This is a genomic window from Pseudoalteromonas sp. DL-6, assembly GCF_004328665.1.
In the GTDB taxonomy this organism is placed as follows: Bacteria; Pseudomonadota; Gammaproteobacteria; order Enterobacterales; family Alteromonadaceae; genus Pseudoalteromonas.
In genome coordinates this window covers 2,058,529-2,083,372 of record NZ_CP019770.1, presented here as the reverse complement: position 1 = coordinate 2,083,372, position 24,844 = coordinate 2,058,529, and the positions used below count along the sequence as shown (strand labels likewise).

The 24,844-nt window shown below is 40.0% G+C and carries 23 protein-coding genes and 10 tRNA genes; 10 read left to right on the top strand and 23 right to left on the bottom strand.

The window, feature by feature from the left end; genetic code table 11:
* Position 1: 1 nt before the first annotated feature.
* Positions 2-2,590 (bottom strand): leucine--tRNA ligase, encoded by a 2,589-nt coding sequence (gene leuS, locus B1F84_RS09700; protein WP_131691289.1) that lies wholly within the window; start codon positions 2,588-2,590, stop codon positions 2-4.
* Positions 2,591-2,775: 185 nt separating this feature from the next.
* Here leuS and B1F84_RS09695 point away from each other — a divergent pair, with 185 nt between their 5' ends.
* From B1F84_RS09695 to B1F84_RS09680, 4 genes are all read left to right on the top strand, one after another.
* Positions 2,776-3,234, top strand: coding sequence for a hypothetical protein (locus B1F84_RS09695; RefSeq protein ID WP_008467999.1), 459 nt, complete (start codon positions 2,776-2,778; stop codon positions 3,232-3,234).
* Between the two features lie 79 nt (positions 3,235-3,313).
* Positions 3,314-5,743, top strand: coding sequence for an AAA family ATPase (locus B1F84_RS09690; protein WP_240701994.1), 2,430 nt, complete (start codon positions 3,314-3,316; stop codon positions 5,741-5,743).
* The gene (locus B1F84_RS09685; RefSeq protein WP_131691288.1) at positions 5,740-6,216 is read left to right on the top strand and encodes an FKBP-type peptidyl-prolyl cis-trans isomerase; all 477 of its coding nucleotides are present in this window, start codon (positions 5,740-5,742) and stop codon (positions 6,214-6,216) included. Before B1F84_RS09690 ends, B1F84_RS09685 begins: the two co-directional genes overlap by 4 nt.
* Before the next feature lie 138 nt (positions 6,217-6,354).
* Positions 6,355-6,867 (top strand): hypothetical protein, encoded by a 513-nt coding sequence (locus tag B1F84_RS09680; RefSeq protein WP_131691287.1) that lies wholly within the window; start codon positions 6,355-6,357, stop codon positions 6,865-6,867.
* 22 nt (positions 6,868-6,889) lie between these two features.
* Here the strand turns inward: B1F84_RS09680 and B1F84_RS09675 are convergent, their stop codons facing one another.
* On the bottom strand, positions 6,890-7,414 hold the full coding sequence (locus tag B1F84_RS09675; RefSeq protein ID WP_131691286.1) for a CIA30 family protein: 525 nt from the start codon (positions 7,412-7,414) through the stop codon (positions 6,890-6,892).
* Positions 7,415-7,561: 147 nt separating this feature from the next.
* Between B1F84_RS09675 and B1F84_RS09670 the strand changes: the two genes are divergently transcribed.
* On the top strand, positions 7,562-8,137 hold the full coding sequence (locus B1F84_RS09670) for a hypothetical protein (RefSeq protein WP_131691285.1): 576 nt from the start codon (positions 7,562-7,564) through the stop codon (positions 8,135-8,137).
* Between the two features lie 17 nt (positions 8,138-8,154).
* Positions 8,155-8,607: an ATPase gene (locus B1F84_RS09665; protein ID WP_131691284.1), complete on the top strand. Its 453-nt coding sequence runs from the start codon at positions 8,155-8,157 to the stop codon at positions 8,605-8,607.
* A gap of 67 nt (positions 8,608-8,674) precedes the next feature.
* On the opposite strand, the gene B1F84_RS09660 is transcribed toward B1F84_RS09665, so the two are convergent.
* Both B1F84_RS09660 and B1F84_RS09655 read right to left on the bottom strand, forming a co-directional pair.
* Positions 8,675-9,223: a hypothetical protein gene (locus tag B1F84_RS09660; protein ID WP_131691283.1), complete on the bottom strand. Its 549-nt coding sequence runs from the start codon at positions 9,221-9,223 to the stop codon at positions 8,675-8,677.
* 17 nt (positions 9,224-9,240) lie between these two features.
* A complete protein-coding gene (locus B1F84_RS09655; protein ID WP_054202464.1) occupies positions 9,241-9,816 on the bottom strand; it encodes a hypothetical protein in 576 nt (191 codons plus the stop codon).
* A 233-nt stretch (positions 9,817-10,049) separates the two neighbouring features.
* Here B1F84_RS09655 and B1F84_RS09650 point away from each other — a divergent pair, with 233 nt between their 5' ends.
* The 3 genes from B1F84_RS09650 to B1F84_RS09640 are packed head-to-tail and all read left to right on the top strand — an operon-like array spanning position 10,050 to position 12,481.
* Positions 10,050-11,060, top strand: coding sequence for an RDD family protein (locus B1F84_RS09650; protein WP_131691282.1), 1,011 nt, complete (start codon positions 10,050-10,052; stop codon positions 11,058-11,060).
* A 25-nt stretch (positions 11,061-11,085) separates the two neighbouring features.
* Positions 11,086-11,937: an alpha/beta hydrolase-fold protein gene (locus B1F84_RS09645; protein WP_131691281.1), complete on the top strand. Its 852-nt coding sequence runs from the start codon at positions 11,086-11,088 to the stop codon at positions 11,935-11,937.
* Positions 11,938-11,989: 52 nt separating this feature from the next.
* Complete coding sequence (locus B1F84_RS09640) at positions 11,990-12,481, top strand: hypothetical protein (protein ID WP_131691280.1); 492 nt, start codon at positions 11,990-11,992, stop codon at positions 12,479-12,481.
* A gap of 53 nt (positions 12,482-12,534) precedes the next feature.
* Here B1F84_RS09640 and lnt read toward each other — a convergent pair whose 3' ends face one another.
* From lnt to miaB, 5 genes are read right to left on the bottom strand one after another with little or no spacing between them, the layout of a single operon-like run.
* Positions 12,535-14,085 (bottom strand): apolipoprotein N-acyltransferase, encoded by a 1,551-nt coding sequence (gene lnt, locus B1F84_RS09635; protein WP_205988820.1) that lies wholly within the window; start codon positions 14,083-14,085, stop codon positions 12,535-12,537.
* The gene (gene corC / locus B1F84_RS09630) at positions 14,066-14,950 is read right to left on the bottom strand and encodes a CNNM family magnesium/cobalt transport protein CorC (RefSeq protein WP_036934272.1); all 885 of its coding nucleotides are present in this window, start codon (positions 14,948-14,950) and stop codon (positions 14,066-14,068) included. Before corC ends, lnt begins: the two co-directional genes overlap by 20 nt.
* Positions 14,937-15,431, bottom strand: a complete 495-nt coding sequence (gene ybeY / locus B1F84_RS09625) for an rRNA maturation RNase YbeY (RefSeq protein ID WP_131691278.1) — start codon at positions 15,429-15,431, stop codon at positions 14,937-14,939. The genes corC and ybeY overlap by 14 nt, the downstream gene beginning before the upstream one ends.
* 4 nt (positions 15,432-15,435) lie before the next feature.
* On the bottom strand, positions 15,436-16,494 hold the full coding sequence (locus B1F84_RS09620) for a PhoH family protein (RefSeq protein WP_008467977.1): 1,059 nt from the start codon (positions 16,492-16,494) through the stop codon (positions 15,436-15,438).
* A gap of 54 nt (positions 16,495-16,548) precedes the next feature.
* Positions 16,549-17,994, bottom strand: coding sequence for a tRNA (N6-isopentenyl adenosine(37)-C2)-methylthiotransferase MiaB (gene miaB / locus B1F84_RS09615; protein WP_008467975.1), 1,446 nt, complete (start codon positions 17,992-17,994; stop codon positions 16,549-16,551).
* A gap of 257 nt (positions 17,995-18,251) precedes the next feature.
* Between miaB and B1F84_RS09610 the strand changes: the two genes are divergently transcribed.
* Positions 18,252-19,433 carry an FAD-dependent oxidoreductase gene (locus tag B1F84_RS09610; protein WP_131691277.1) on the top strand — a complete coding sequence of 394 codons (1,182 nt, stop codon included), beginning with the start codon at positions 18,252-18,254 and terminating at the stop codon, positions 19,431-19,433.
* A 305-nt stretch (positions 19,434-19,738) separates the two neighbouring features.
* On the opposite strand, the gene B1F84_RS09605 is transcribed toward B1F84_RS09610, so the two are convergent.
* The 14 genes from B1F84_RS09605 to B1F84_RS09540 all read right to left on the bottom strand — a co-directional run bounded on the left by B1F84_RS09605 (position 19,739) and on the right by B1F84_RS09540 (position 24,816).
* A tRNA-Gln gene (locus B1F84_RS09605) sits at positions 19,739-19,813 on the bottom strand.
* A gap of 39 nt (positions 19,814-19,852) precedes the next feature.
* Positions 19,853-19,937 (bottom strand) — tRNA-Leu (locus tag B1F84_RS09600).
* Between the two features lie 39 nt (positions 19,938-19,976).
* Positions 19,977-20,051: transfer RNA gene (locus B1F84_RS09595), tRNA-Gln, on the bottom strand.
* Between the two features lie 40 nt (positions 20,052-20,091).
* Positions 20,092-20,176 (bottom strand) — tRNA-Leu (locus B1F84_RS09590).
* A 64-nt stretch (positions 20,177-20,240) separates the two neighbouring features.
* Positions 20,241-20,315: transfer RNA gene (locus B1F84_RS09585), tRNA-Gln, on the bottom strand.
* Positions 20,316-20,356: 41 nt separating this feature from the next.
* Positions 20,357-20,441, bottom strand: a tRNA-Leu gene (locus B1F84_RS09580).
* A 175-nt stretch (positions 20,442-20,616) separates the two neighbouring features.
* Positions 20,617-20,693, bottom strand: a tRNA-Met gene (locus B1F84_RS09575).
* A 5-nt stretch (positions 20,694-20,698) separates the two neighbouring features.
* Positions 20,699-20,773 (bottom strand) — tRNA-Gln (locus B1F84_RS09570).
* Between the two features lie 39 nt (positions 20,774-20,812).
* Positions 20,813-20,897, bottom strand: a tRNA-Leu gene (locus B1F84_RS09565).
* Positions 20,898-20,966: 69 nt separating this feature from the next.
* Positions 20,967-21,043 (bottom strand) — tRNA-Met (locus tag B1F84_RS09560).
* Between the two features lie 311 nt (positions 21,044-21,354).
* Entirely contained in the window at positions 21,355-22,446 is a 1,092-nt protein-coding gene (gene ychF / locus B1F84_RS09555) for a redox-regulated ATPase YchF (protein WP_131691276.1), read from the bottom strand.
* 55 nt (positions 22,447-22,501) lie between these two features.
* Positions 22,502-23,086 (bottom strand): aminoacyl-tRNA hydrolase, encoded by a 585-nt coding sequence (gene pth / locus B1F84_RS09550; RefSeq protein ID WP_008115166.1) that lies wholly within the window; start codon positions 23,084-23,086, stop codon positions 22,502-22,504.
* Between the two features lie 18 nt (positions 23,087-23,104).
* The gene (locus B1F84_RS09545; protein ID WP_008115167.1) at positions 23,105-23,719 is read right to left on the bottom strand and encodes a 50S ribosomal protein L25/general stress protein Ctc; all 615 of its coding nucleotides are present in this window, start codon (positions 23,717-23,719) and stop codon (positions 23,105-23,107) included.
* Between the two features lie 149 nt (positions 23,720-23,868).
* Complete coding sequence (locus B1F84_RS09540; protein ID WP_008115168.1) at positions 23,869-24,816, bottom strand: ribose-phosphate pyrophosphokinase; 948 nt, start codon at positions 24,814-24,816, stop codon at positions 23,869-23,871.
* Positions 24,817-24,844: the final 28 nt, after the last annotated feature.

Genomic DNA, 24,844 nt, shown 5'->3' with positions numbered 1-24,844 from the left:
ATTAGTTAGCTACCACGTTAAGTAATTTACCGGGTACATAAATAACTTTGCGGATTGTTGCACCATCAGTAAATTTAGTGACGTTAGATTCTGCAAACGCAAGTGCTTCTACTTGCTCTTGCGTTGCATCAGCTGCAACCGTTAGTTTTGCACGTAATTTACCGTTTACTTGTACTATGATTAGTTTTTCATCTTCAACTAGGGCAGATTCGTCAACTTTTGGCCATGCTGCATCTAAAATATCACCTTCTTTACCTAGATCTTGCCATAACTGATGCGATAAATGCGGTGTTATTGGTGCTAGCATAATAAGCAATGCTTCTAATGCCTCGTTTGCAATGGCAACATCTTGAGTATCGTTTAATGGCGCTTTTAATAACTTATTAGATAGCTCCATAATTGCGGCAATTGCCGTATTGAATGTTTGACGACGTTCAACATCATCGCTCACTTTTGCAATCGCTTTATGTAGCTCACGACGAAGTACTTTTTGCGGATTTGTAAGCGCTGATTTATCAAGTGCTTGGAAGCCAACCGTTTTAACATCTACCGCGTATTTCCATACACGTTTTAAGAAACGGTGCGCGCCTTCAACCCCTGAATCTGACCATTCAAGCGTTTGCTCTGGTGGTGCAGTAAACATCATAAACAAACGCACGGTATCTGCGCCGTATTGGGCAATGACTTCTTGCGGGTCTATGCCGTTGTTTTTCGACTTAGACATTTTGCTCATGCCAGATGAGAACACAGGATCACCGTCTTTTTTATGCCATGCCTTGGTTACGCGGCCTTTTTCGTCGGTTTCGGTATTAACATCGCTTGGCGAAATCCATATATCGCCGCCTTTTTCATCTTTACGATAAAACGTTTCAGCTAATACCATACCTTGACAAAGTAAGCGGTCGAATGGCTCGTCTGAATTAACTAAACCAAAGTCACGTAATAATTTGTGGAAAAAGCGCGAATACAATAAATGTAAAATTGCGTGCTCAATACCACCAATGTATTGGTTTACTGGTAACCAGTAGTTAGCGGCTGCTGGATCTAACATGCCTTCGTCATGGCGCGGGCTACAGTAGCGAGCGTAATACCATGATGATTCCATAAAGGTGTCAAAAGTATCTGTTTCATGAGTGGCGGGTACACCATTTACAGTCGTTTTAGCCCATTCTGGGTCGGCTTTAATTGGTGAGGTAACGCCATTCATTACCACATCTTCTGGTAAGCGCACTGGTAGCATATCTTCAGTGGCAGCAAGCTCATTACCGTTCTCATCACTCAGCATTGGAATTGGCGAACCCCAGTAACGCTGACGGCTTACGCCCCAATCGCGTAGACGGAAGTTTACTTTACGCTCACCCACACCTAGTGCTTCTAGTTTGTCGGCAACAGCGTTAAAGGCGTTTTCAAAATCAAGGCCATCAAATTCACCTGAGTTTACTAATACCCCTTTTTCGGTAAATGCTTCTTGGGCTAGGTTTACTTCAAGCTCAGAGCCTTCAGCAGGGGCAATAACTTGTTTAATGTCGAGGCCGTAGGCTGTTGCAAATTCAAAGTCACGTTGGTCATGAGCAGGTACTGCCATTACCGCACCTGAGCCGTAATGCATTAATACAAAGTTAGCAACCCAAATTGGTACTTGCTCGCCCGTTAATGGATGAGTAGCGTAAAAGCCCGTTGCAATGCCTTTTTTCTCCATGGTTGCCATGTCTGCTTCGGCAACTTTAGTGTTTTTGCATTCTTCAACAAACATTGCTATCGCGTCGCTATTTTTCGCCGCTTCTTGTGCAATAGGGTGGCCACCGGCAACGGCTAGGTATGTTACGCCCATAAATGTATCTGGGCGCGTAGTATATACGCTAAATTTTTTGTTGTTATCGGTACGTGTAAATTCTATGTCTAAGCCTTCAGAGCGACCAATCCAGTTGCGCTGCATGGTTTTAACTTGTTCAGGCCAGTCTTCTAATTTGTCTAAATCGTCTAATAGCTCTTGTGCGTAGTCGGTAATTTTAATAAACCACTGAGGAATTTCTTTTTGTTCTACTACCGCACCTGAACGCCAACCGCGGCCGTCAATTACTTGCTCGTTAGCTAATACAGTTTGATCCACCGGATCCCAGTTAACCGTCGACATTTTTTTGTACACTAGGCCTTTTTCGTAAAGCTTAGTGAAAAACCATTGTTCCCATTTGTAATATTCTGGGTGGCAAGTCGCAATTTCGCGATCCCAATCGTAACCAAAACCTAATTGCTTAAGTTGGTTACGCATGTAATCAATATTTTCGTAAGTCCACTTTGCAGGGGCTGTTTTATTTTTAATAGCCGCGTTTTCTGCTGGTAAACCAAACGCATCCCAACCCATAGGCTGCATTACGTTTTTGCCTTGCAAGCGCTGGAAGCGAGAAACCACGTCACCAATGGTATAGTTACGCACATGACCCATATGCAGTCGACCACTTGGGTAGGGAAACATTGAGAGGCAATAGTATTTTTCTTTGCTCTCATCTTCTGTGGCTTTAAATACTTGGTTTTCTTCCCAGTAGCGTTGGACTTTTGACTCTATGTCTTGTGGGTTATATTGCTCTTGCATTTACGTTTCCAAACTTCTTGCATACTAATAAAAAATTGTCGATAGGATACCCCAAATAAAGCGCTATTCACAGCGTCAAAGCGGCGCTTTTTGTAAAATTGCGAGTAAATTAGTTTTCAGTACAGGTTAACCTATACTTATCTATGATATAGAGTAAATCAGTAGACGTTTTGAAGGAGTATAAAATGGCAGATTACAGAACATGGCTTAGTGATTTATCCGATTGGTTAAAAGATGTAAAAGAGCATGAAGTTAAAGCAGCAGTAAAGCGATTTATTGAATCTGAGCAGGCACTTAAAGATTTAGGTGAAGAAAAATATCAGCTTTATCGTAATTACTTAATGCGTGACATTTCTCATCTACAAGAAAATAACAACTACTATAATTCGCTTGCATGGCAGGAGCTTAAAGAGTCATTGTGGTTTGAGCTTTCTCATATTGAAGATAAAACACAGCTAGAATGGCAGTCGTTAAGTGAAGATTTTAAGCATAATGGTGTTTATCACGCAGGCGAATGGATAGCCATGGGCACATTAGTATGTAAGAATTGCAACCATAGCTACGATGTTTATCATGCAACGCAAATTATTCCTTGCACGCAGTGTGATGGCATCTACTTTAGCCGCCAGGCTTTACAACCTTAAATATGAATATTGAGTGGCTTATATAGCCACTCAATATGTCCAAAACCTAGCGAATATGCTGGTAAAAAAAGAAGTTAGAATGACGAAAAAATTGCTGCCACTACCCGTATCAAATCTTGCACCGAGTATTTCATCGAGCCATGTAAACACCTGCATGAGCAATCCATACCCAGAGCAACTTACCTTTATAGGCCAACAACGTGCGCAAAGTGCCTTGGACTTCTCTTTAGGAATGGACCTACCCGGTTATAATGTTTATGTAATGGGAGAGGCGGCACACGGGCGTTTTACTTTAGTAAAAGACAAATTAAAACAACACGCTAAAGAGCGCACAACACCGCATGAATGGTTATATGTTAATAACTACGACGATCACCGTGAGCCTATTGCGTTATTTATGCATGCAGGGCAAAGCAAACAATTAGCCGATGATATTGATTCATTTATTGATGAAGTGCTCGACACTTTTCCTGCTGCATTTGATAACCCTGCTTATCAGCGTAAGAAAAAATCGATAGACCGTGAATTTAACGATGCTTACGACGGCGCAATTACCGCGGTAGAAATAGCTGCGCTTGAGCAAAGCGTGGCATTAATTGAAGAAAAAGGCGTGGTCGGGTTTGCACCGTTAATTGATGGTAAGCAACTTACCGATAATGAATTTTCTGATTTGGAAGATGATTTACGCGAAATGTTTTTTGAGCGCATAGAAAAATTAGAAGATGCCCTCATTGAAGCGCTTATTGAGTTACCGCGCTGGAAACGTGAATCCAAAGAAAAGCTCCGTAATCTTAAAAAGTCTACTGCTGAGCAAGCCACTAAACCGTTATTAAAAGATTTAGAACATAAATACGCCAGCCATATTGGTGTGCTGCGTTATTTAAAAGATATACGTGTAGAAATTATTGATGCCGTGCTCGAATGGCTTGATGATGAAGGTGAAAGCGAAGAAAACAAAGAAGACTTTGACCGTAAAGGCATGCTTACCGACTTTTTTGCGCCAAATATTTTAGTTGAATACAAAGAAGGCGATGCGGCACCGGTTGTTTACGAGCCAAACCCAACCTTTGGTAATATTTTTGGCAAAATTGAATATGCCACATCGCAAGGGTCGTTAATTACTAGCTATCGCTCAATTCAGCCTGGTGCGCTGCACCGTGCGAATGGTGGCTATTTAATTATGGATGCTGAAAAAGTAATGGCTCAGCCTCAAGTGTGGGATGGGTTAAAACTATCACTAAAAACCCATCAAATTAAAAATGATTTACCTTACCAAGACAGTGTAGTTGGCAGCAGCTTTACGCTTCGCCCGCAGTTAATTCCGCTTGATGTAAAAATTATTCTACTTGGCTCACGTGAACTTTATTACACCATCGGTGAATACGATGAAGAGTTTGCTGAGTTATTTAGAGTACTTGCCGATTTTGATTATTACTTACCAAGTAGCGATAAACTTCAATACCAGTTTATTACTAAAGTCAGTGATTACTGCGAGCAAACATTAAAGTGTACGTTAAATGAAGCTGCAATGGTCCGATTACTTAAATTTAGTTATCGCCAAGCTGAGCACCATAATAAACTTTCTGCCCGTTTTGCTGATGTGCTAGAGCTTGTCGCTGAGGCCAGTTTTTACGCTAAGCAAGATAAGTTGACGGTAATTGATGCTCGCCATATTGACGAAGCCATAGAAGGCAAACAGTACCGTACAGGGCAAATTAGCGAAAACATGCTCAGCGATATAAAAGAAGGGCACACTTTAATAGCAACCGACGGGCAAGCCGTTGGTAAAGTTAATGGTTTAACGGTACTGCACATTGGTGACACCTCATTTGGCACACCTGCACGCATTACTGCAACCGTTTATGCCGGCGCTGATGGCGTTATTGATGTGGAACGCGAAGCCGAGCTGGGTAAAGCAATTCACTCAAAAGGGGTAATGCTGCTTACCGGTTATTTAGGTAACAAATACGCGCAGCACTTTAGCTTAACACTCAGTGCGAATATTGCTATTGAACAAAGTTATGGCTACATAGATGGTGATAGCGCCTCATTAGCTGAACTTTGTGCGCTAATTTCAGCAATTACGAGCCTACCCATCAGTCAGTCTATTGCTCTAACCGGTTCAATTAACCAACATGGTGATGTACAGGCCATTGGTGGTGTAAATGAGAAAATAGAAGGTTTCTTTAAGCTATGTAAAATGCGCGGCTTAACGGGTGAGCAAGGGGTTATTATTCCTAAATCGAACCAAGTTAATTTGGTGCTTGATGACGAAATACTCAATGCCGTTGAGTTAGGTAAGTTTAATATTTATGCTGTGGAAACCGTTGACCAAGCATTAAACTTATTAATGGATATTGAAGCGGGTGATATGGTTGATGAACACTACCCAGAAGATTCGGTTAATGGCATCGCATTAGCGCGATTAAAAGACATTGCTGATATTGTTAATGGCGATAACAGTGACGAAAAAGACCACGACTCAGAAGATGAAAAAGGGGAGTTATGATCAATATAATTTTACTGATTGTTATTGCGATTTTTTGTGTTTTAATTTTTAAAAACAGTAAAAAAGCCAAGCAGCAAGCAATCGCAAACGCACAGATTGAAAGTGATTATTTAATTGCCAATGCAAAGGTAGAAGGCGTTCAAGAAACCGCATCTGGCTTGCAATATAAAATAATTCATAAAGGACAAAGCGAAAATACACCTAGCCCAACGAGTATGGTGAAAGTGCATTATCATGGCACTTTAATCGACGGCACTGTATTTGACAGCTCAATGGAGCGTAAAACTCCGATTAGCTTTGGCTTGCACCAAGTTATAAAAGGCTGGACAGAAGGCCTACAATTGATGAGCCCGGGCGATAAATTTCAGTTTTATATACCGCATCAGCTCGCCTATGGTGAAAAGCGAGTAGGGAGTATTCCTCCTGCATCATTGCTTATTTTTGAAGTGGAATTACTGGCTATTGAGTCGTAATTTTAAAGAAAAAACACTTTAAGCCTTACTTTAATCAAGTAGGGCTTTTTATTTGCTCTCTTTAGCCAATCCTACTCAAGAATTTAAAATATCAGTCGATACCTAAAATAGTGACAAATTTATTTTAGGGATAAAATAATGAAGATTTCAACCGCCTCAATTCAATATCAAGCATCTAATTATAACAATCAGTCTTTAATAGAAACCGAGCCGCAACCTAAAGATGACGAATCACAAGAAGAACCTGACTATGTTTTATCAGAGTTTTTAGATGCAAAGGTTCAAAAATACAGCGAAGATAACGCAACATTTGCTGAGCAATATCAAAATTTAGAAAAGGCATATAAATATTTCACCCAGCAAGTGGTTGCATTACAAGAGCAAGTAAATAAGCTTAAGCAGAGCACGGTACAACGTAGTTTAACCATTGATAATAGCCAATATGGGCCAGCTGAAGAGGGCTATCAGTTGACTATGGATGCTGAGCATATGGGGGCTAAAAAATATAAAACCGAGCAACAACAAGAAGAGATGAATAGATTGCAGCTGCAACTTAGTGAGGTGAAGTCTCAGCAGGCAGCAATAAAACAACAAATTATTGAGCTAGTAATCAACGAAATGAAAAGGCGAGGCGACGACTTCACTGTTTAACCTTGTAATGTACGTAGAGAAGTTAGTTTTTAAACTCAATTTTTTCTACCTCAAGCCTAAATTTTCCCGCCTGTTTACCTGCAATCATAAAGCCAAGCTGCTTTATCTCTTTAAAGCTAATTGTAGGCTGTTGTTCAAGTAAGCGGCCGCGATAAGTAAGCTGAAAATCCTCAGGTAAAAACTCAATATTAAGCCACTCGCTCTTTGTGGTACTAAACGAGCGGGTATAAGCCGCACCATCCATGTACTCATTGGTTCTTAAACGTAATTGATAGGTTTGACCATCGCCCTTAACACGTAGCATAATTTTAGTGATGTCTTGGCTTTGTACATCCAATAGCGTTCGAATAGAAGCAAATCCTCCATTGTTTGCAAGCGATACGTTGCCTGTAAACACTAAATTGCCGTCATTTTGTAAAACCTGACTATTAGAAATGCCACCCATCACCGAATCATTAACCACATACCAGCGAGCATTGGCGTTTGCCTCGGTAGTGGCAAACAGTAAGTTAAAAACAAAAAGTGATGAGAGTTGTTTGGCGGTCATGAGTAATTCCTTAAAACCATTATTAACAATAATACGTTTTGATGTAATAATTGTTCACATAATTATTTTAATACTGGGATAAGGCAATCCTTAATTAAAATATCAGCTAAATTAAAGATGTCATAGAGCATAAGGATATAAATTTATATGACAAAAAAGCCTGTGATTCTCGTTATCATAGCATTTATTGTTATGATGCTCGGCCCTGTTGGTCTTTATGAGTGGTACACTTCAATCGACCCCTCCTTTATCCCTAACCGTTTTTATGACTTTTTAAGTTTTTGGATTTTAGGCTTTATTACTATTTCTTTAGTGTGTGCCTTTTTATTTCATTTAATAAAAACCCCAAATGCAAAAGAAGAGTTTAATACTCACTTTGATCAAGAAGGGGTTATCCTTAAGTATTTAAGTATCATTATGATACCTATTTTGCTGTATGCATATCTTTGGGCTGTCATTTGTGCGCCGATTCAGCTATGGGCGCATTATCATTTAGGCGATTATTGGTCTGAAGAATATATCTTAGTTGAGTCTGAAGCTTGTTATAGCGATTATGAGCCGAATTGCGTTCGTTTACTCTTTGAAGATACATCTACAAACAAACAGCACACCATCAGGTGGTATTTAGATAAGCATAAGCTTTTAAAACTTAAAAATACAAAAGTGAACTTAGTCGGCGAAAAAAGTTACTTTGGCTATCTTGTTAACGAAATACAATGGTAAAAACGAAAGGGAATTAAATGGACACTAATAATTTTAACGAGAGTATAAAAGGCTTTTTTTGGGGAGTTGGGTTTGTAATAGCAATGCTTGGCGGCATTAGTGCGTTCGCCCTTACAATCGCCGCTGATGTTGACAGTGGATTTAAAACAATGGTTTCTAATAAAGCATTAGAAACAAGTGATGAAATTAATAATGATTATAAACTAACTCTTTCTGAAATATATAAAGAAAATGGTCAAGTAAGAATCGCGGCTGAATTAAAAAATATTACTAACGAGAGCATTTATACGGGAACCGTTATTGCTTCTACATTTGACGAAAGTGGTAAGTTTATTGGTAACTGTGTAGGCAAAAGCACAGACAGCTTTCTAGAACCTAGCGAAGTTAGCTATGTTGACATTAAATGCAATTTATTTAGATCACAAGCAAGTAAAGTTCACTCGACAAAGCTTAAAATTAAGTGGTTTTAGGGTAAGTTTAAATAAAAAGAGTCATACGAAGTATGACTCTTTTTTATTTGAAATAGATGTAATAGAGTTATTTTATTGAGGCAATAAACTCTTCATCTGCATATAGGTTTGTTAGTAATTTTTGAACTAACTCTACGTAGCTTTTTTGACCATTAGGGATAGCGATCGCTCCCATAAATGAAGAGTCAAAAGTGTGTTCGGCCATGATTTCTTTTTCGAATAAGATAATATTCTCTTCTGAAACGATAAAGTTTACTTTTATAAATGAACTTCCCTCGGAGAAACCCGTAATATCAATATCTTGGTCAATTACTTTGCCAGTTACTTGCTTTTTAGCAACACCAGACCAAAGCTTGGCTAACTTAAGCTCTTGCAACAAAGCATTTTCAATATATTTACCATAACTGTTGCCTACAGATGAAATAAGAGGTGAGCCTCTAAGTGAAATTTTATTTAGTTTCTTTTCAGATTTAATTGTGCCAACAGATAGAGGGGAAACCGTTTCTTGCTTTAATTTTGAAACGTTACCAATGTCTGCACTATAAGGAGGCACTTGAATTGTACATGCACTTAAGAATAAAACCCCGATTAATCCTATTGAACTTCTATACTTCATTTTAATTCTTTCCTTACTCATAGTTTTGACTGCTCTAACTCTACAACTAGTTTGTTAAATGCTTCTTCTGTTGCACGCTTTGCTGATAAAGAAAAGTCGTTTTTAAACTCATCAAATTCAGCTTTGCCAAAACCTTTAACTTCAGTATTCCATGCTATATCGCCATTGTTATTTAAAGTTTTACAGTTTAACGTGAAAGTAAACTCTGTAGGTGGCCATGTAAATAAACTATCTGAACTAGATTCAGTTGTTATTGTAGGTATAAATACATATTCAATTTTATTGTCTTGTAAAAATGTATTATCAGTTAATGATTCAAGCTTATAAACGTTTTCAAATTTATTAGAAAGTACAGTATATAATGCAGCTTCTGTGTCTTTATAAGGTTTGTAACTAACATTATCGCCACCACCGCCAGGTGTTTTTACTTGTTTTTTAATATCATCTTCAGAAATATAATAACCTACAACAGATATTGATTTATTTTCTGAAAGCTGAAGTTTTTCAGTGTCTGGATTTAAACTTATCTGGTGGGCACAGCCACTTAAAACAAGTACCGAAAACAAGAAAAACATGTTAGTTAATAACTTCAAAATATACTCCATATATTTAATTTTTAAAGAAAAAGTAGTTTCATCGATAATATATGTTTTGTAGTTGCATTGTAAATAATGTTAACTTTATATTTGTAAATGGTTGTAACTTTTGTATCTAATAATTTTTGGCTTTGAGGTGTTTTTATTTTAAATAGAGATGAGTTCGCTTGAGCAAAAATTAAAAAGCGCGTAATTTAACCGCGTTACCTATTTTAATAACAAGTATAATAATGAAAGTACAAGAATTAGAACAATTAGCGTTATCTAAAGCCGAAACCCGAGAAGTGATCACGCCGTATGCCTTTAAGGTTGATAATGCTTTACTTGGCTTGCCTTTGGCTTCGCCGACTCGGCGCGCATTAGCAATGATTATAGATGTTGCATTAATATTCTTAGCTGCAAAGCTCAGTGCAACTATTATTGCATTCGTTGCTGCGATGGCTTTTTATAAAGGAACGGCGCAGCAATACCTTCCTAAAATGTCGAGTGTGTGGCGAAGAATATTAAAAATAGTAGCAGCAAGTATTTTATTTGTAAGCGCTCTTGCTGTGCTTTCAATTGGCATAGATTACTTAGAAGGCGATGACTCTGCTCAAGGCTTAACTGTTCAAGGCTTAAAAATACAGGATGACATTCAGCTTACTTCCACAGAAAAAAAGCAGGTAAATGCCTACTTAGTGCAAACAGACGACGAAAGCTGTGAGCAATCTTGTCAACAAAATGCACTTGATAATTTGATTGGGCAAGTACCCAAATTAGCCGAAATGGACGACCTACAAAACCCACAACTTGCAAAAGCATTTTTACAATTATTAGTGCTTAGTGAAAATAACGGATTAAAGCTTGCGCAGTTAACAGAAGATAAACCCGCACAAACAACCACACACAGTATTTTGCAGTGGGGCAAAGGTATTATTCAAGATTTAGGTTTGGGTTTTGGCTGGGCTGCTGTGTACTTCACACTATTTTCATTACTATGGCGCGGTCAAACCCCTGGTAAAAAGCTCTGTAACACTCGAGTAGTTGCATTAAATGGTGAGCCGCTGGGTTTACTTGATTGTTTTGGCCGCTACGGTGGTTATGGTGCAGGTTTTGCCACCGGCTTATTAGGCTTTTTACAAGTGTACTGGGACCCAAACAGACAAGCTATTCAAGATAAAATATCAGCCACGGTGGTTATTAAAGGGAGTATTAACCAAGTTGTAAATGTGCAAACGGTAGAAGAGACTGTTAAAAGTTAATTTTGCTCTTATTACAAGGATGGTTATGAAAGCTTTATTAATTGTATTTATTAATCTGTATTTTATTACGGTTTCGTATGCGTCAGAAAATATTGTGTTCGCAAAAACGCATCAGCTTACGTCTGTTATTTTAGATGAGCAACGCAGCTTTAGCGTTTATTTACCGCCAAGCTATAATGAAAACCCTAATAAAGTATATCCAGTTATTTACTTGCTCGATGGTGACCAAACACATCTAAAAGCCGTAGCTGGGCTAGTAGAGGCACTTAGTACGGACCGGCTAGAGCAGCAAATACAGCAAGCAATTATAGTAGCCATTCCTAATAGTAAAAATGCGATAAGAGAGCGTGACTTTACCCCAACCAATGTTGATTGGACATTTAACGGTAAACTCCTAGAAAGATTTGAAAATATCGGCAACGCCTTAAACTACAGCGCCTTTTTTGAAAAAGAACTTATTCCACTCATTAATAAAAATTACCGGACATCAACTAAACGCGTATTAATTGGCGAGTCTTTCGGTGGTTTATTTGCCAGCTATGTATTGCTTACCAACCATGCGCTATTTACAGATTACTTAATTATTGATGCAACCTATCTGTGGGATAATAACTACCTCAATCGTTATTTTAATGATAACCAATTTATAAATAAGCAGCTTAACGGCAATGTGTATTTTACCTTTGCAAATAATGTCGAAGCGTTTGGCGAAATTGGTAAAACAAATTACCAATGGGGTTTAGCGTTTGCTAAAAAGTTAAAAGCGCACCCGAGCGATAATTTAGTTATAAATCAACGTTATTTTGAAGATGAAACCCATGGCACAGTCGCCGCACTTAGTTGGTATTATGGGATTAAAGAATTATTAAGTAACTAAAAACCTAGTTTTATAAGAATAAAAATATTTAGATTATTTTTAAGGAAAGGCTATGAACGATGACAGCTATGATTGGGTTTTAGCTCCTCATATGATTGAAACATCATATCTATATTTGAAGGCATCAGAGCTTATGTGGAGTCATTCAATTAGTATTTCGATAGCTAATGCAGCATTAGCTTTGGAGATATTACTTAAAAGCTTTAACTGCAAAGTAGTAAGCAATGATGGATTAATAAACGAAAAATATCAATTTAACGCTAAGGCTCTTAATAAAAAAGAAAATGCACATGATTTGGTGTATCTATTTAATGCGTTACCAACTTCAATTAAGCATAAATTTTCAAGCGACCTTTCATTGATACTGATTGAAAAATATCGACATACCTTTATTGAAAGTCGCTATATTTATGAGAAAAATGCAATTACTGGGGGAACAACTGCATTAATGGACATGACAAGTCGTCTTTTAAAGAAAACAATCTCAATTTATCTTGAAAGAGGGTGTACTGATCAATGGATAAAAAATTACCCTGATGTTTAAACCTTACTAAATTATTGGGGTTGTATTTATATACTGATAGCTGACAACTCCATTCACTTTCTAAACCTAATCCCAAACCCAGCAACACCCAGCAGCAACACAAATCCCCATACAAACCCATTGCCGTATTGGCTATACACGCTATCCCCTTGTATGAGCTTTATATTGGCTTTGAGTGTAGTAGCTTCAAACTGTGGCATAGTTTGGCGTGTTTGGCTTATGGGGTCGTATACGCCACTTATACCGTTGTTGGTAACACGTATTAGTGGACGTTGTAGTTCAAGGGCGCGCATGCGGGCAATTTGCATATGCTGGTGAGGGCCGATTGAATCACCAAACCAAGCATCATTACTCACCGTGAATAATATGTCTGAGTCGCTTTTATAATTGCCACGCACTAAATCGGCAAATACTATTTCGTAGCAAATAGCGGGCAGTAAATTAAAGCCATTCGCACGTAAGTTATTTTGCACTTTATCACCGCGCGAGAACGATGACATAGGCAAATCAAATAACGGAGCTATGGGGCGGAGTATGTCTTCAAAGGGAACAAACTCTCCAATCGGCAGTAATTGATGCTTTTGATAGCGGTTACTATCTAAGTAACGATAGTGGCCGTGTTCATCACTTTGCTCTTTGTTACCGACCACAATCAGGGTATTGAAAATGGTTTTAGTGTCGCGTTGGTAATCGACAATACCGGTCACTAATGCAGTTTTATTGAATGAGGCGGCACTGTCTAAGCCTACTAAGTATGAATCAGCAAGGGCTTCTATTTCCGGCACTGCAGCTTCAGGCCACACAATTAAATCGGCATCCCAGTGACGGCGCGTCATATCCTGATACTTACTCATGGTGGTCCAAAACTCACTGGGGTCAAAGCGCAAGTGTTGTTTTATATTACCTTGTACAAGCAGCACAGACAGGTCTTTATCGGAGTAATGGGTTGCCTTTGTAAAATGTGCGCTTGTGAAGGCAAGCAAAACCACAGCAGCGATAGCAACAGGCATTTTAAATTGTTTTTGCGTTAAGCTGTACAATGCAAAGCCTATGGCAATACATAATAGTGTGAGCCCAAATTCACCAATTAAAGGAGCGAGTGCATTAAGTGGGCTATCAGTTTGTGTATAACCAAAGCTTAACCAAGGAAAACCAGTTAACAGGTTGGCACGCAAATATTCACTAATAGCAAAACAAGGGAGTAATAGCGCTGCAAAACTTATAGAGCCGTTTGAAAGGCGAGTGGTTGCCCACAGCGCCAGCGCAGGAAATAACGCAAGGTAGCTACAAAGCAGTGCCATTAATGCAATTGAGGCGACCAGTGGCATACCGCCAAAGGTGGCGATAGAAACATGTACCCAACTTATACCTGCACCAAACCAGCCTAGGCCAAATATAAAGCCATATTTAGCCGCTGTTTTAGCATGTACTTTTCCATTGAGGTTTGCAGGAATACAAAAAAATAGCGAGCCTATGCTAAAAAATACAATCGGCCAAATACCAAAAGGGGCGTAGCTAAAAGTTAAAACAAGGCCCGCAACCAGTGCGAGCCATGCTTTTTTATCTTTTGCTAGTAGGGTGAGACTAGTTAGCAGTTTCTTCACTGTCGTTATCATCAGCCTTAGGAATGGTGACTTGCAGTTGCAATATACGACGATTATCAGAATTGGTTACTTTAAACTGAAATCCCTCTATATCGATGGTTTCGCCACGGCTCGGCATATGGCCAAAGGCGTGTAACACGGTACCACCAATAGTGTCGGCATCTTGCGAGCTGTAACCTGATTTAAAATGCTCGTTAAAGTCATCTACAGGGGTCAGTGCCTGCACAACGTAAACATGTTTAGCCAGTTGTCGAATATCTTGTTGTTCTTCTTCTTCATCGTGCTCATCTTCGATTTCGCCTACAATGATCTCAAGAATATCTTCAATGGTTACTAAACCCGATACACCGCCGTATTCATCAATTACAATCGCCATATGGTAGCGTTGCTGACGAAATTCATTAAGCAGGGTATCCACCCGTTTACTTTCAGGCACTACCATGGCAGGGCGCAAATAGTCACGTAGCGATGGTAAATGCTCATCTTTATTTAAAATGAGAGGTAATAAGTCTTTTGCGAGTAAAATCCCTTCTACATGGTCTTTATCTTCACACACTACCGGAAAACGAGAGTGGGTAGAGTCAACCATCATAGGTATGTGCTCTTCAAGCGGGCTATCGATTTCCAAAGTGACCATTTGTGAGCGCGGGATCATAATATCTCGCACTTTGAGCTCAGACACGCCAAGCACACCTTCAATCATTTCTTTGGTTTCAGGATCGATTACATCCCGCTCTTGGGCATCGGCAATTACCTCAACCAGCTCTTCTCTATTCTGGGGTTCCCCTTGCAACATGTGGGTTATACGGCCCAGCCAAGTCCTGCCAGAAGAACCCTGGCTAGATTGCGAGTTATCGTCGCTCATTACGTCTAATTGCTCCGTTTATGTAAATATCGTCCCGATATGGGTCTGCTATGTTTAGTTCAGCAAGTAATTGCTTTTCTATGCTTTCCATCTCTAACGCGTCTTCACTCTTTATATGGTCAAATCCAAGTAAATGCAAGCATCCATGAATAACCATATGAGCAAAGTGGTCATGAAATGACTTTTCTTGCTCTTGTGCCTCAGCCAAAACAATGGCAGGACAAATAATTAAGTCGCCCACAAGTGGGATATCAATACCCGGTGGCGCTTCAAATTCAAATGATAATACGTTGGTAGGCTTATTTTTACCGCGGTAGTCATTATTGAGCTGTTGCGACTGTGCTTCATCGCTAATAACAATGGTCAGCTCAGACTCATCACGATATTGGCTAAGGACTTTATCGGCCCACATGGCAAACTGCTCGAGGCTAGGTAAGTTGTCAAACTCACACGCTATTTGTAAATCAAGTTCTGTTTTCACGGTGTTACTCTTTAGTCGCAGGTTGCTCTTGAGCGGCGAGCGCTTCTTTGGCTTGTTGTTTCTCTAATCGCTTAAGACGCTCACGTTCATCGTTGCGCTCATAGGCTTCTACAATGCGTGCGACTACAGGGTGGCGTACTACATCGTGCGATTTGAAAAAGTTAAAGCTAATTTCATCAACGCCATCTAACACTTCAATAGCATGGCGAAGACCAGAGCGCGCACCCCGAGGTAAATCAACTTGGGTTATGTCGCCGGTGATCACCGCTTTAGAATTAAAACCAATACGGGTTAAGAACATTTTCATTTGTTCTGTGGTGGTATTTTGGCTTTCATCTAAAATAATAAACGCATCATTAAGAGTACGGCCGCGCATATAAGCCAGTGGCGCAATTTCAATGATGTTTTTTTCAATCAGCTTTTCAACACGCTCAAAACCAAGCATTTCAAATAAGGCATCGTAAAGTGGGCGTAAATAAGGGTCTATTTTTTGGCTTAAATCACCGGGTAAAAAGCCGAGTTTTTCACCCGCTTCAACTGCAGGGCGAGTGAGTAATATACGGCGAATTTCTTGGCGTTCTAGTGCATCAACTGCCGCTGCAACGGCAAGGTAGGTTTTACCTGTACCCGCAGGGCCAATACCAAAGGTAATGTCGTGGTGTAAAATATTAGCAACATATAAGCCTTGGTTATCGTTGCGCGGTTTAATAACGCCACGACGAGTTTTAATCATCATTTCTTTGCCATAAGCACTGTGTGCAACATCTTGCTCCAGTGTTTTAGACTCTGTGATGGCTAAATGCACGTTATCAGGCTCTATTTCGCCAATTTCCCCACGCACAGGTTGAGTATCAATATAAAGGTTTTTTAAGATCTCTACCGCGCCGGCGCTACTGTGTAGTTTACCGGTTACTTTGAAAAAGTTGTCACGATGAATAATTTCAACACCTAGACGGCGTTCAATTTGTTTGATGTTTTCGTCAAACGGGCCACATAATGAAGAAAGGCGTTTGTTGTCGGCAGGTTCTAAATAAATCTCTAATGTTTTTAACTGATTACTCAAAATTACTTCCTATTACAGTGCGCCAGCGTTAACTGGCGCAATGAATTTTTGCAACTAAGGTACGAAAGTAGCAACGCCAATTTCGTTAGCTGTCTCGGTTTTTTGCTCACTCGCTGCTTTGGTTAAAATAGCAGAAGGCGCAATTTCGCGGCGTAAGTTCATTTCTGATTCTGTACGAATTAAATCGCCACGTAAAGAGTTAGGTAACGCTTCGGTAATACGTACATCAACAAACTGACCGATCACTGTGTGTGGGCCAACAAAGTTAACTACACGGTTGTTTTCAGTACGTCCACGTAGTTCCATTGGGTTCTTCTTAGAAGGACCTTCAACTAAAATACGTTGCTCGGTATCAAACATTTGGCGGCTAATTTGCTGCGCCATTTGTGTAATACGGTTTTGTAATAAGTACAGGCGCTCTTTTTTCTCTTGCTCGGTCACGTCATCTGGTAAATCGGCCGCTGGCGTACCTGGGCGTGCACTGTAAATAAAGCTAAAGCTCATATCAAAACCAATATCGTTGATAAGGTTCATGGTGGCTTCAAAATCGGCCTTGCTCTCACCTGGGAAACCTATGATGAAATCTGACGACATGCTTAGGTTAGGGCGAATTTTACGTAGCTTACGAATAGTTGATTTGTACTCAAGTGCAGTATGGCCGCGTTTCATTAAATTTAAAACACGGTCTGAGCCACTTTGTACTGGTAAATGTAAGTGATCAACTAGCTCAGGTACATCGGCATACGCATCAATAATGTCAGGAGTAAACTCTACAGGGTGTGAGGTGGTGTAACGAATACGGTCAATTCCGTCAATTGCGGCTACTAAACGAATGAGGTCTGAGAAATAGCAAATTTCACCATCGTGTGTATCACCACGGTACGCATTTACGTTTTGACCTAATAGGTTTACTTCACGTACGCCTTGCTCGGCTAACTGTGCAACTTCTAATAGCACGTCATCAACAGGACGGCTCACTTCTTCACCACGAGTGTAAGGTACAACACAGAAAGTACAGTATTTAGAACAACCTTCCATAATTGATACAAACGCAGAAGGACCTTCCGCTTTTGGCTCTGGTAAGCGGTCAAATTTTTCAATCTCAGGGAATGAAATATCAACAACTGATGACCCTTTGTTACCTTGCACTTGTTTAATCATTTCAGGTAAACGGTGCAAAGTTTGTGGACCAAAAATAACATCTACAAACGGCGCACGTTGGCGAATTGAATCACCTTCTTGTGATGCTACACAGCCGCCTACACCAATAATAAGGTCTGGTTTGTCATCTTTTAATAACTTCCAACGGCCTAGTTGGTGAAATACTTTTTCTTGCGCTTTTTCACGAATTGAACAGGTGTTAAGTAAGATAACATCAGCATCAGCAGCTTCTTCAGTTAGCTGATAGCCGTTGGTAGCATCTAGAAGATCAGCCATTTTCTGAGAGTCGTATTCGTTCATCTGACAACCCCAGGTTTTAATATGCAGCTTTTTGCTCATTGAAATATAGCCTCGTGTTCAATTCGATAGTGGCACAAACATGTGCTAGAAACAGGTATAAGTGGCGTAACTATTAAAATTTCGCTCGACTTAAAGGACGCGTATTTTAGCTGGATACACGCTCAAAACCAAGTATAGATTTCATGTTTGTGATCTGAAATCAATATAGTATGGGTTTAATAAGAGAATTAAGCGAAGCGCTCACACTGAGTAAACTAATTACGATACAATCGAAGCAGAGTTAAGTCAGAATTAAAATGATGAAAAACATGGCTAAAAATAATGTAATTATAGTAGGGGGTGGCATGGTTGGTGCCGCCATGGCTATTAAATTAGCGCAACAAGGCAAAGCCGTACGTGTTATTGAAAAACACCCAATAGACGCATCACAGGTACTTAGTAGTGGTGATGTTGATATACGTGTTTCGGCTATTAACCGCTTTTCTGAAAAACTGCTTGATCAGCTCGGTGCAATGCCATTACTACGAGCAAATAGGTTGGCTCCCTATGAACAATTAGAGACTTTTGAGCATGGTAACGATCATTTATTATTTGATTGTCATGCTATTAATACCACCCATTTAGGTCATTTAATTGAAAATAAGCTAATCCAAGCCAGTTTATGGCAGCAATTTGAGCAACATAATATTGAAATGATTAACCCTTCATCGGCTTTAACGGCAATAGAGCAAAACCTTGATAGCATTACCTTGCACTATAACGAGCAAAACTATACGGCCGATTTAGTCATTGCAGCAGATGGTGGACAATCACAATTACGCAGTAAAGCCAATATTGGCATAACAGGCTGGCAATATCAGCAGCATTGTATGGGCGTATTAATAAAACTAGACGCCCCACAACAAGTAAAAACATGGCAGCAGTTTACACCTTCGGGGCCTGTTGCGTTTTTACCTATGCAAGCACCTTACGGAAATTTAATTTGGTATGACGATGCAAATACCCTCAAAGCATTTAAAGATCTATCGCCTAGTGCGTTAAAGGCCCGGATTGTTGAAAAGTTTCCAAAGCTTGCTGGTGATTTTGAAGTACAAAACCATGCTATATTTCCTTTAGCAAGGCAGCATGCCAATAATTATTCACAAGGCAGACTTGTTTTAGTAGGCGATGCGGCGCACACCATTAACCCCTTGGCTGGGCAGGGTGTTAATTTAGGCTTTCAAGATGTGGCTGCATTAGCTGAAGTGTTGCGTACAGCAGATGATGTAGGTTGCCCGCTAATGCTTCAAGAGTACGAGCGTAGTCGTCGTAACGCCAATTTATTAATGATGAGTATGATGGATGCTTGCTACTTTGGTTTCTCAAACCAAATAGCCCCGTTAAAATGGGCGCGTAGCACGTTTTTAAAGTTAGCCAATAATGCAGGGCCGGTAAAAAATTGGGTATTAAAATACGCAATAAGCGGTGAGCTTAGTTAAATAACAGTTAATAATACCAATCCGCAATAATACTTAATCATTTTGAGGGGCTAAACGTGTCGCTACCGGTGTTAAAAAATACTCATTTAGAACAACTAAATAGCGAATTTTTTGCCTAGCTATCAACACGTTTTTCCACCCTCAAAATAGCTCACTTAATTAAGCGAATTGGTATAAAAGGCTCAAATTTGGGTCTTTTTTTATGCCTGTAAAAAAATTATGTTGATTTATTAAGATAGAGGAAAAGATATAAATTAGGGGATTTATCAAGTCGTAGAACAGAGTAATCAAGGAAGTGTGCAAATTGGCTGGGATACCAGGATTTGAACCTGGGAATGCCAGGATCAAAACCTGGTGCCTTACCGCTTGGCGATATCCCAACTCTAAATTTGGATGAGTTTTAGTTCTAGTTAAGAACATGGTGCGGAAGGAGAGACTTGAACTCTCACATCCTAAGATACTGGAACCTAAATCCAGCGCGTCTACCAATTCCGCCACTCCCGCAGTTCTTATTCTTATACAACATTCTTTGGTAGAAGAAGTTGGCTGGGATACCAGGATTTGAACCTGGGAATGCCAGGATCAAAACCTGGTGCCTTACCGCTTGGCGATATCCCAACTAAGAAATTGCTGATAGTTTTAATTCTTATCAAGAATGTGGTGCGGAAGGAGAGACTTGAACTCTCACATCCTAAGATACTGGAACCTAAATCCAGCGCGTCTACCAATTCCGCCACTCCCGCATACAAATTTATATTTAGACTCCTAACAGAGTTTTCTTATACAACTTTCTTTGGTAGAAGAAGTTGGCTGGGATACCAGGATTTGAACCTGGGAATGCCAGGATCAAAACCTGGTGCCTTACCGCTTGGCGATATCCCAACTAAGAAATTGCTGATAATTTTAATTCTTATCAAAGAATATGGTGCGGAAGGAGAGACTTGAACTCTCACATCCTAAGATACTGGAACCTAAATCCAGCGCGTCTACCAATTCCGCCACTCCCGCATCGAGTATACAGGTATTCATGTTTTGGAACCTAAATCCAGCGTCTTATTCAAGACAACTGCCAATTCCTCCACTCCCGCATTATCACTTTGAATTAATCAAAGAAATGGTAGTTATTTTAAACTCTTCATTGAGTTGCAATTTAACTCTTGCAGAGCCACTTCTAGAAAAGAAATGGTGGCTAAGACGGGATTTGAACCTGTGACCCCATCATTATGAGTGATGTGCTCTAACCAGCTGAGCTACTTAGCCATTGTTGGCTGGGATACCAGGATTTGAACCTGGGAATGCCAGGATCAAAACCTGGTGCCTTACCGCTTGGCGATATCCCAACAATAAACAATTGATAGTTTTAATTCTTATCAAGAACATGGTGCGGAAGGAGAGACTTGAACTCTCACATCCTAAGATACTGGAACCTAAATCCAGCGCGTCTACCAATTCCGCCACTCCCGCATTATTGCTTTGAATTAATCAAAGAAATGGTAGTTATTTTAAACTCTTCATTGAGCAACAAAAAATAAATGGTGGCTAAGACGGGATTTGAACCTGTGACCCCATCATTATGAGTGATGTGCTCTAACCAGCTGAGCTACTTAGCCATCTTTTTTGTTAGCACTTCATCGCTGAGTGCGGGGCGTATTATGCTGATATGCCCCAAATTCGTCAACACCTTTTTTGCAAAAAAACACTTAAGTTGGTTTGTTTGCAGGAAAAATAGGCTAACCGGCTACTTTTTAATTAAAACGTTGCTTTTTTAACACTCTTTATGAGCTGAGTATTATAATTTTAGCTTTGCTTTACGTTTGAAAGCTTATTACTAGGGTAGACTAATATTCGGCTGAAAATAAAAAAGGCCCGTAAAAACGAGCCTTTTAAAACAATTAGCCACTCAAGGTGGCGCAGTGATTAATTATACGTTGAACAAGAAGTTCATTACATCGCCATCTTTAACAATGTATTCTTTACCTTCTTGACGCATTTTACCTGCTTCTTTTGCACCGCTTTCGCCTTTACATGCAATAAAGTCATCAAAAGCAATTGTTTGTGCACGGATAAAGCCACGTTCAAAGTCGGTATGGATTTTACCTGCAGCTTGTGGCGCTGTTGCACCCACTGGGATAGTCCATGCACGTACTTCTTTTACACCCGCAGTAAAGTAAGTTTGCAAATGTAGTAGCTCATAGCCACCACGAATAACAAGGTTAAGTCCTGGCTCTTCAAGACCAAGGTCAGCCATAAACTCTAATTTGTCCTCTTCGTCAAGCTCAGATAGCTCAGATTCGATAGCTGCACACACAGGCACAACAACCGCATCTTCAGCAGCCGCTATTTCACGGACACGATCAAGTAGTGGATTATTTTCAAATCCGTCTTCAGCCACGTTAGCAATATACATAGTTGGCTTGATAGTTAAGAAGTTAATAGGCGCAATGGCTGCTTTTTCTTCTTTTGTTAGCGCTAAAGAACGTAAAGTTAAGCCTTCATCAAGATACACTTTTACTTTTTCAAGTACCGCATTTTGCTCTTTAGCGTCTTTATCGCCACCTTTTGCTTTTTTCGCATTACGGAATATTGCTTTATCAGCACTGTCCATATCAGCAAGTACTAGCTCGGTGTTGATCACGTCAATATCGTCCGCAGGGTCGATAGTACCCGCTACGTGAATAACGTTTTCATCTTCAAAACAACGAACTACATGGCCAATCGCATCTGTTTCACGAATATTTGCTAAAAACTGATTGCCTAGGCCTTCACCTTTCGATGCACCTTTAACTAAACCTGCAATATCCACAAATTCCATACTGGTTGTAAGAATACGTTGTGGGTTAACAATTTTAGCAAGTTCGTCTAGGCGAGGATCTGGCACCGGTACCACACCTGTATTAGGTTCAATGGTACAAAAAGGAAAGTTAGCGGCTTCAATACCCGCTTTAGTCAATGCATTGAAAAGTGTTGATTTACCAACATTAGGCAAGCCAACGATGCCACATTTAAAACCCATAGTAAGATACCTTGTTTAGATTCGTTTAAAACGTGTGTACGTATACCCTAAAAAGTTAGGGCTTAAACGAATGTAGTCTGTTTTGTGCTTTTAACACACCGTCTTTAGCAAGTATTTCCATACAACGAACTGCTTCATCAACTGCGGCATCCATTTTTTCTTGATCTTCCTTGGCTGCTTTTCCAAGCACCCAACCGGTGACCATTTCACGATGTCCAGGATGACCAACACCTATGCGTAAGCGCATAAAGTCTTTTTGATTTGCCATTTTTGCAATAATGTCTTTTAAGCCATTATGACCGCCATGTCCGCCGCCTTTTTTTAATTTAGCAACGCCCGGGTCTAAATCCAATTCATCATGGGCAACAAGTATGTCTTCCACTGGGATTTTAAAAAAATTGGCTAAACTACTCACCGCTTTGCCACTTAAGTTCATGTAAGTGGTGGGGATCAGTAATTTGAATTCTTTGCCTTGAATAATCACTTTGCCAGTAAGGCCGTGATATTTAGGGTCGTGTTTTAGCGTGCAGTTGTAGCGTGCAGCGAGTTCTTGAATGAACCAAGCACCTGCGTTGTGGCGTGTATTTGCGTATTCGGGGCCTGGATTAGCCAGGCCCACAAGCATTTGAATAGAATTCAAGGTGCGAGACCTTAAATATTATTCTGCAGCGTCTGAAGCGTCGTCTTCAGTTGGAGCTGCTTTGTTAGCTTTGATAGTAACGATAGACTGATCGTGGCCTTCGCCTTTACCAAGCTCAACAGATTGAACACCTTTAGGGAACGCAAGATCTGTAAGGTGGATTGAATCACCAGCAACAAGATCAGAAACGTTAACTTCGATGAATTCTGGAAGTGACTTAGGAAGACAAGAAATTTCAACTTCAGTTAACTGGTGAACAACAGTTGCACCTAACTTAGTTACTTTATCTTCACCGATGAAGTGTAAAGGAACCTTAGTTACTAGTTTGTGAGTTGCGTCTACACGTTGGAAATCAAGGTGAGTAAGCTTAGGCTTGAAAGGGTGACGTTGGATATCTTTTAAGATAGCTTCAACTTTCTCGCCACCTACATTTAATGTAAGGATGTGAGTGTAAAAGCCTTCGTCTTCTTGTGCTTTGATCATATCTTTATGTTCAAAAGTAAGCGATAAAGCTTCTTTATCAGCTCCATAAAGGATTGCCGGCACTTTGTCTTCGCGACGTAGGCGGCGGCTCGCACCAGTACCAGTTTCTACGCGAAGTTCAGCGTCATAAGTATAAGTTGTGTTAGACATGATGTCTCCAATAATTAAAAGTGTTAGGGCCTTTGCGACCAAGGTCCCTAGCCAAAAGGCGCGCTATCATACCACCGCGGGTTTATAAAATAAACATCGCTTACAAAAAAAGCGCCAAAAGGCGCTTTTATACTCATTAATGTTTAACTTTAGTGTTCAAACATTGCCGAGATAGATTCTTCGTTGCTAATGCGACGAATAGTCTCTGCTAACATATCTGCAAGCGTTAATACTTTAACAATATCAAGTGCTTTTAGTTCGTCAGACAGTGGAATTGAGTCAGTTACAATTACTTCATCAATCACAGAGTTACGTAAATTTTCTGCAGCTGTACCAGAAAGAATTGGGTGAGTAGCGTAAGCAAATACACGTTTAGCGCCATGTTCTTTAAGGGCTTCAGCCGCTTTACACAATGTACCACCGGTATCAATCATGTCATCAACAATAATACAATCGCGGCCTTCAACGTCACCAATAATATGCATTACTTGAGAAACGTTAGCTTGAGGGCGACGTTTATCAATAATAGCTAAGTCGGTATCGTTTAATAGTTTTGCAATTGCACGGGCACGTACAACACCACCAATATCAGGAGATACAACTACCACGTCATCAAAGTCGCGGTTTTTCATATCTTCTAATAATACTGGGCTACCAAATACGTTATCCACTGGTACATCGAAGAAGCCTTGGATTTGCTCAGCGTGTAAATCAACCGTAAGAACGCGGTCAACACCTACACTAGATAAGAAATCCGCAACCACTTTAGCTGTAATTGGTACACGCGCAGAACGAACACGACGATCTTGACGAGCATAACCAAAGTAAGGAATAACAGCAGTGATACGACCGGCAGATGCACGGCGTAGCGCATCAACCATAACGATAAGTTCCATCAGGTTATCGTTAGTAGGAGCACAGGTTGATTGTAAGATAAAAACATCCGAGCCACGAACATTTTCATTAATTTGAACACTGATCTCACCGTCACTAAAACGGCCAACAACAGCATCGCCTAATTCAATATATAAACGTTTTGCAACTTTTTGAGCTAGGTCAGGTGTTGCGTTACCAGCGAAGAGCTTCATGTCAGGCACGGTAGGGTTCCTCAGGCACTGAATTTTT

Excerpts from the sequence above, each read along its gene's own strand:
- leuS (WP_131691289.1), bottom strand. The coding sequence starts at position 2,590 with ATGCAAGAGCAATATAACCCACAAGACATAGAGTCAAAAGTCCAACGC.
- B1F84_RS09695 (WP_008467999.1), top strand. The coding sequence starts at position 2,776 with ATGGCAGATTACAGAACATGGCTTAGTGATTTATCCGATTGGTTAAAA.
- B1F84_RS09690 (WP_240701994.1), top strand. The coding sequence starts at position 3,314 with ATGACGAAAAAATTGCTGCCACTACCCGTATCAAATCTTGCACCGAGT.
- B1F84_RS09685 (WP_131691288.1), top strand. The coding sequence starts at position 5,740 with ATGATCAATATAATTTTACTGATTGTTATTGCGATTTTTTGTGTTTTA.
- B1F84_RS09680 (WP_131691287.1), top strand. The coding sequence starts at position 6,355 with ATGAAGATTTCAACCGCCTCAATTCAATATCAAGCATCTAATTATAAC.
- B1F84_RS09675 (WP_131691286.1), bottom strand. The coding sequence starts at position 7,414 with ATGACCGCCAAACAACTCTCATCACTTTTTGTTTTTAACTTACTGTTT.
- B1F84_RS09670 (WP_131691285.1), top strand. The coding sequence starts at position 7,562 with ATGACAAAAAAGCCTGTGATTCTCGTTATCATAGCATTTATTGTTATG.
- B1F84_RS09665 (WP_131691284.1), top strand. The coding sequence starts at position 8,155 with ATGGACACTAATAATTTTAACGAGAGTATAAAAGGCTTTTTTTGGGGA.
- B1F84_RS09660 (WP_131691283.1), bottom strand. The coding sequence starts at position 9,223 with ATGAAGTATAGAAGTTCAATAGGATTAATCGGGGTTTTATTCTTAAGT.
- B1F84_RS09650 (WP_131691282.1), top strand. The coding sequence starts at position 10,050 with ATGAAAGTACAAGAATTAGAACAATTAGCGTTATCTAAAGCCGAAACC.
- B1F84_RS09645 (WP_131691281.1), top strand. The coding sequence starts at position 11,086 with ATGAAAGCTTTATTAATTGTATTTATTAATCTGTATTTTATTACGGTT.
- B1F84_RS09640 (WP_131691280.1), top strand. The coding sequence starts at position 11,990 with ATGAACGATGACAGCTATGATTGGGTTTTAGCTCCTCATATGATTGAA.
- corC (WP_036934272.1), bottom strand. The coding sequence starts at position 14,950 with ATGAGCGACGATAACTCGCAATCTAGCCAGGGTTCTTCTGGCAGGACT.
- miaB (WP_008467975.1), bottom strand. The coding sequence starts at position 17,994 with ATGAGCAAAAAGCTGCATATTAAAACCTGGGGTTGTCAGATGAACGAA.
- B1F84_RS09610 (WP_131691277.1), top strand. The coding sequence starts at position 18,252 with ATGATGAAAAACATGGCTAAAAATAATGTAATTATAGTAGGGGGTGGC.
- ychF (WP_131691276.1), bottom strand. The coding sequence starts at position 22,446 with ATGGGTTTTAAATGTGGCATCGTTGGCTTGCCTAATGTTGGTAAATCA.
- B1F84_RS09545 (WP_008115167.1), bottom strand. The coding sequence starts at position 23,719 with ATGTCTAACACAACTTATACTTATGACGCTGAACTTCGCGTAGAAACT.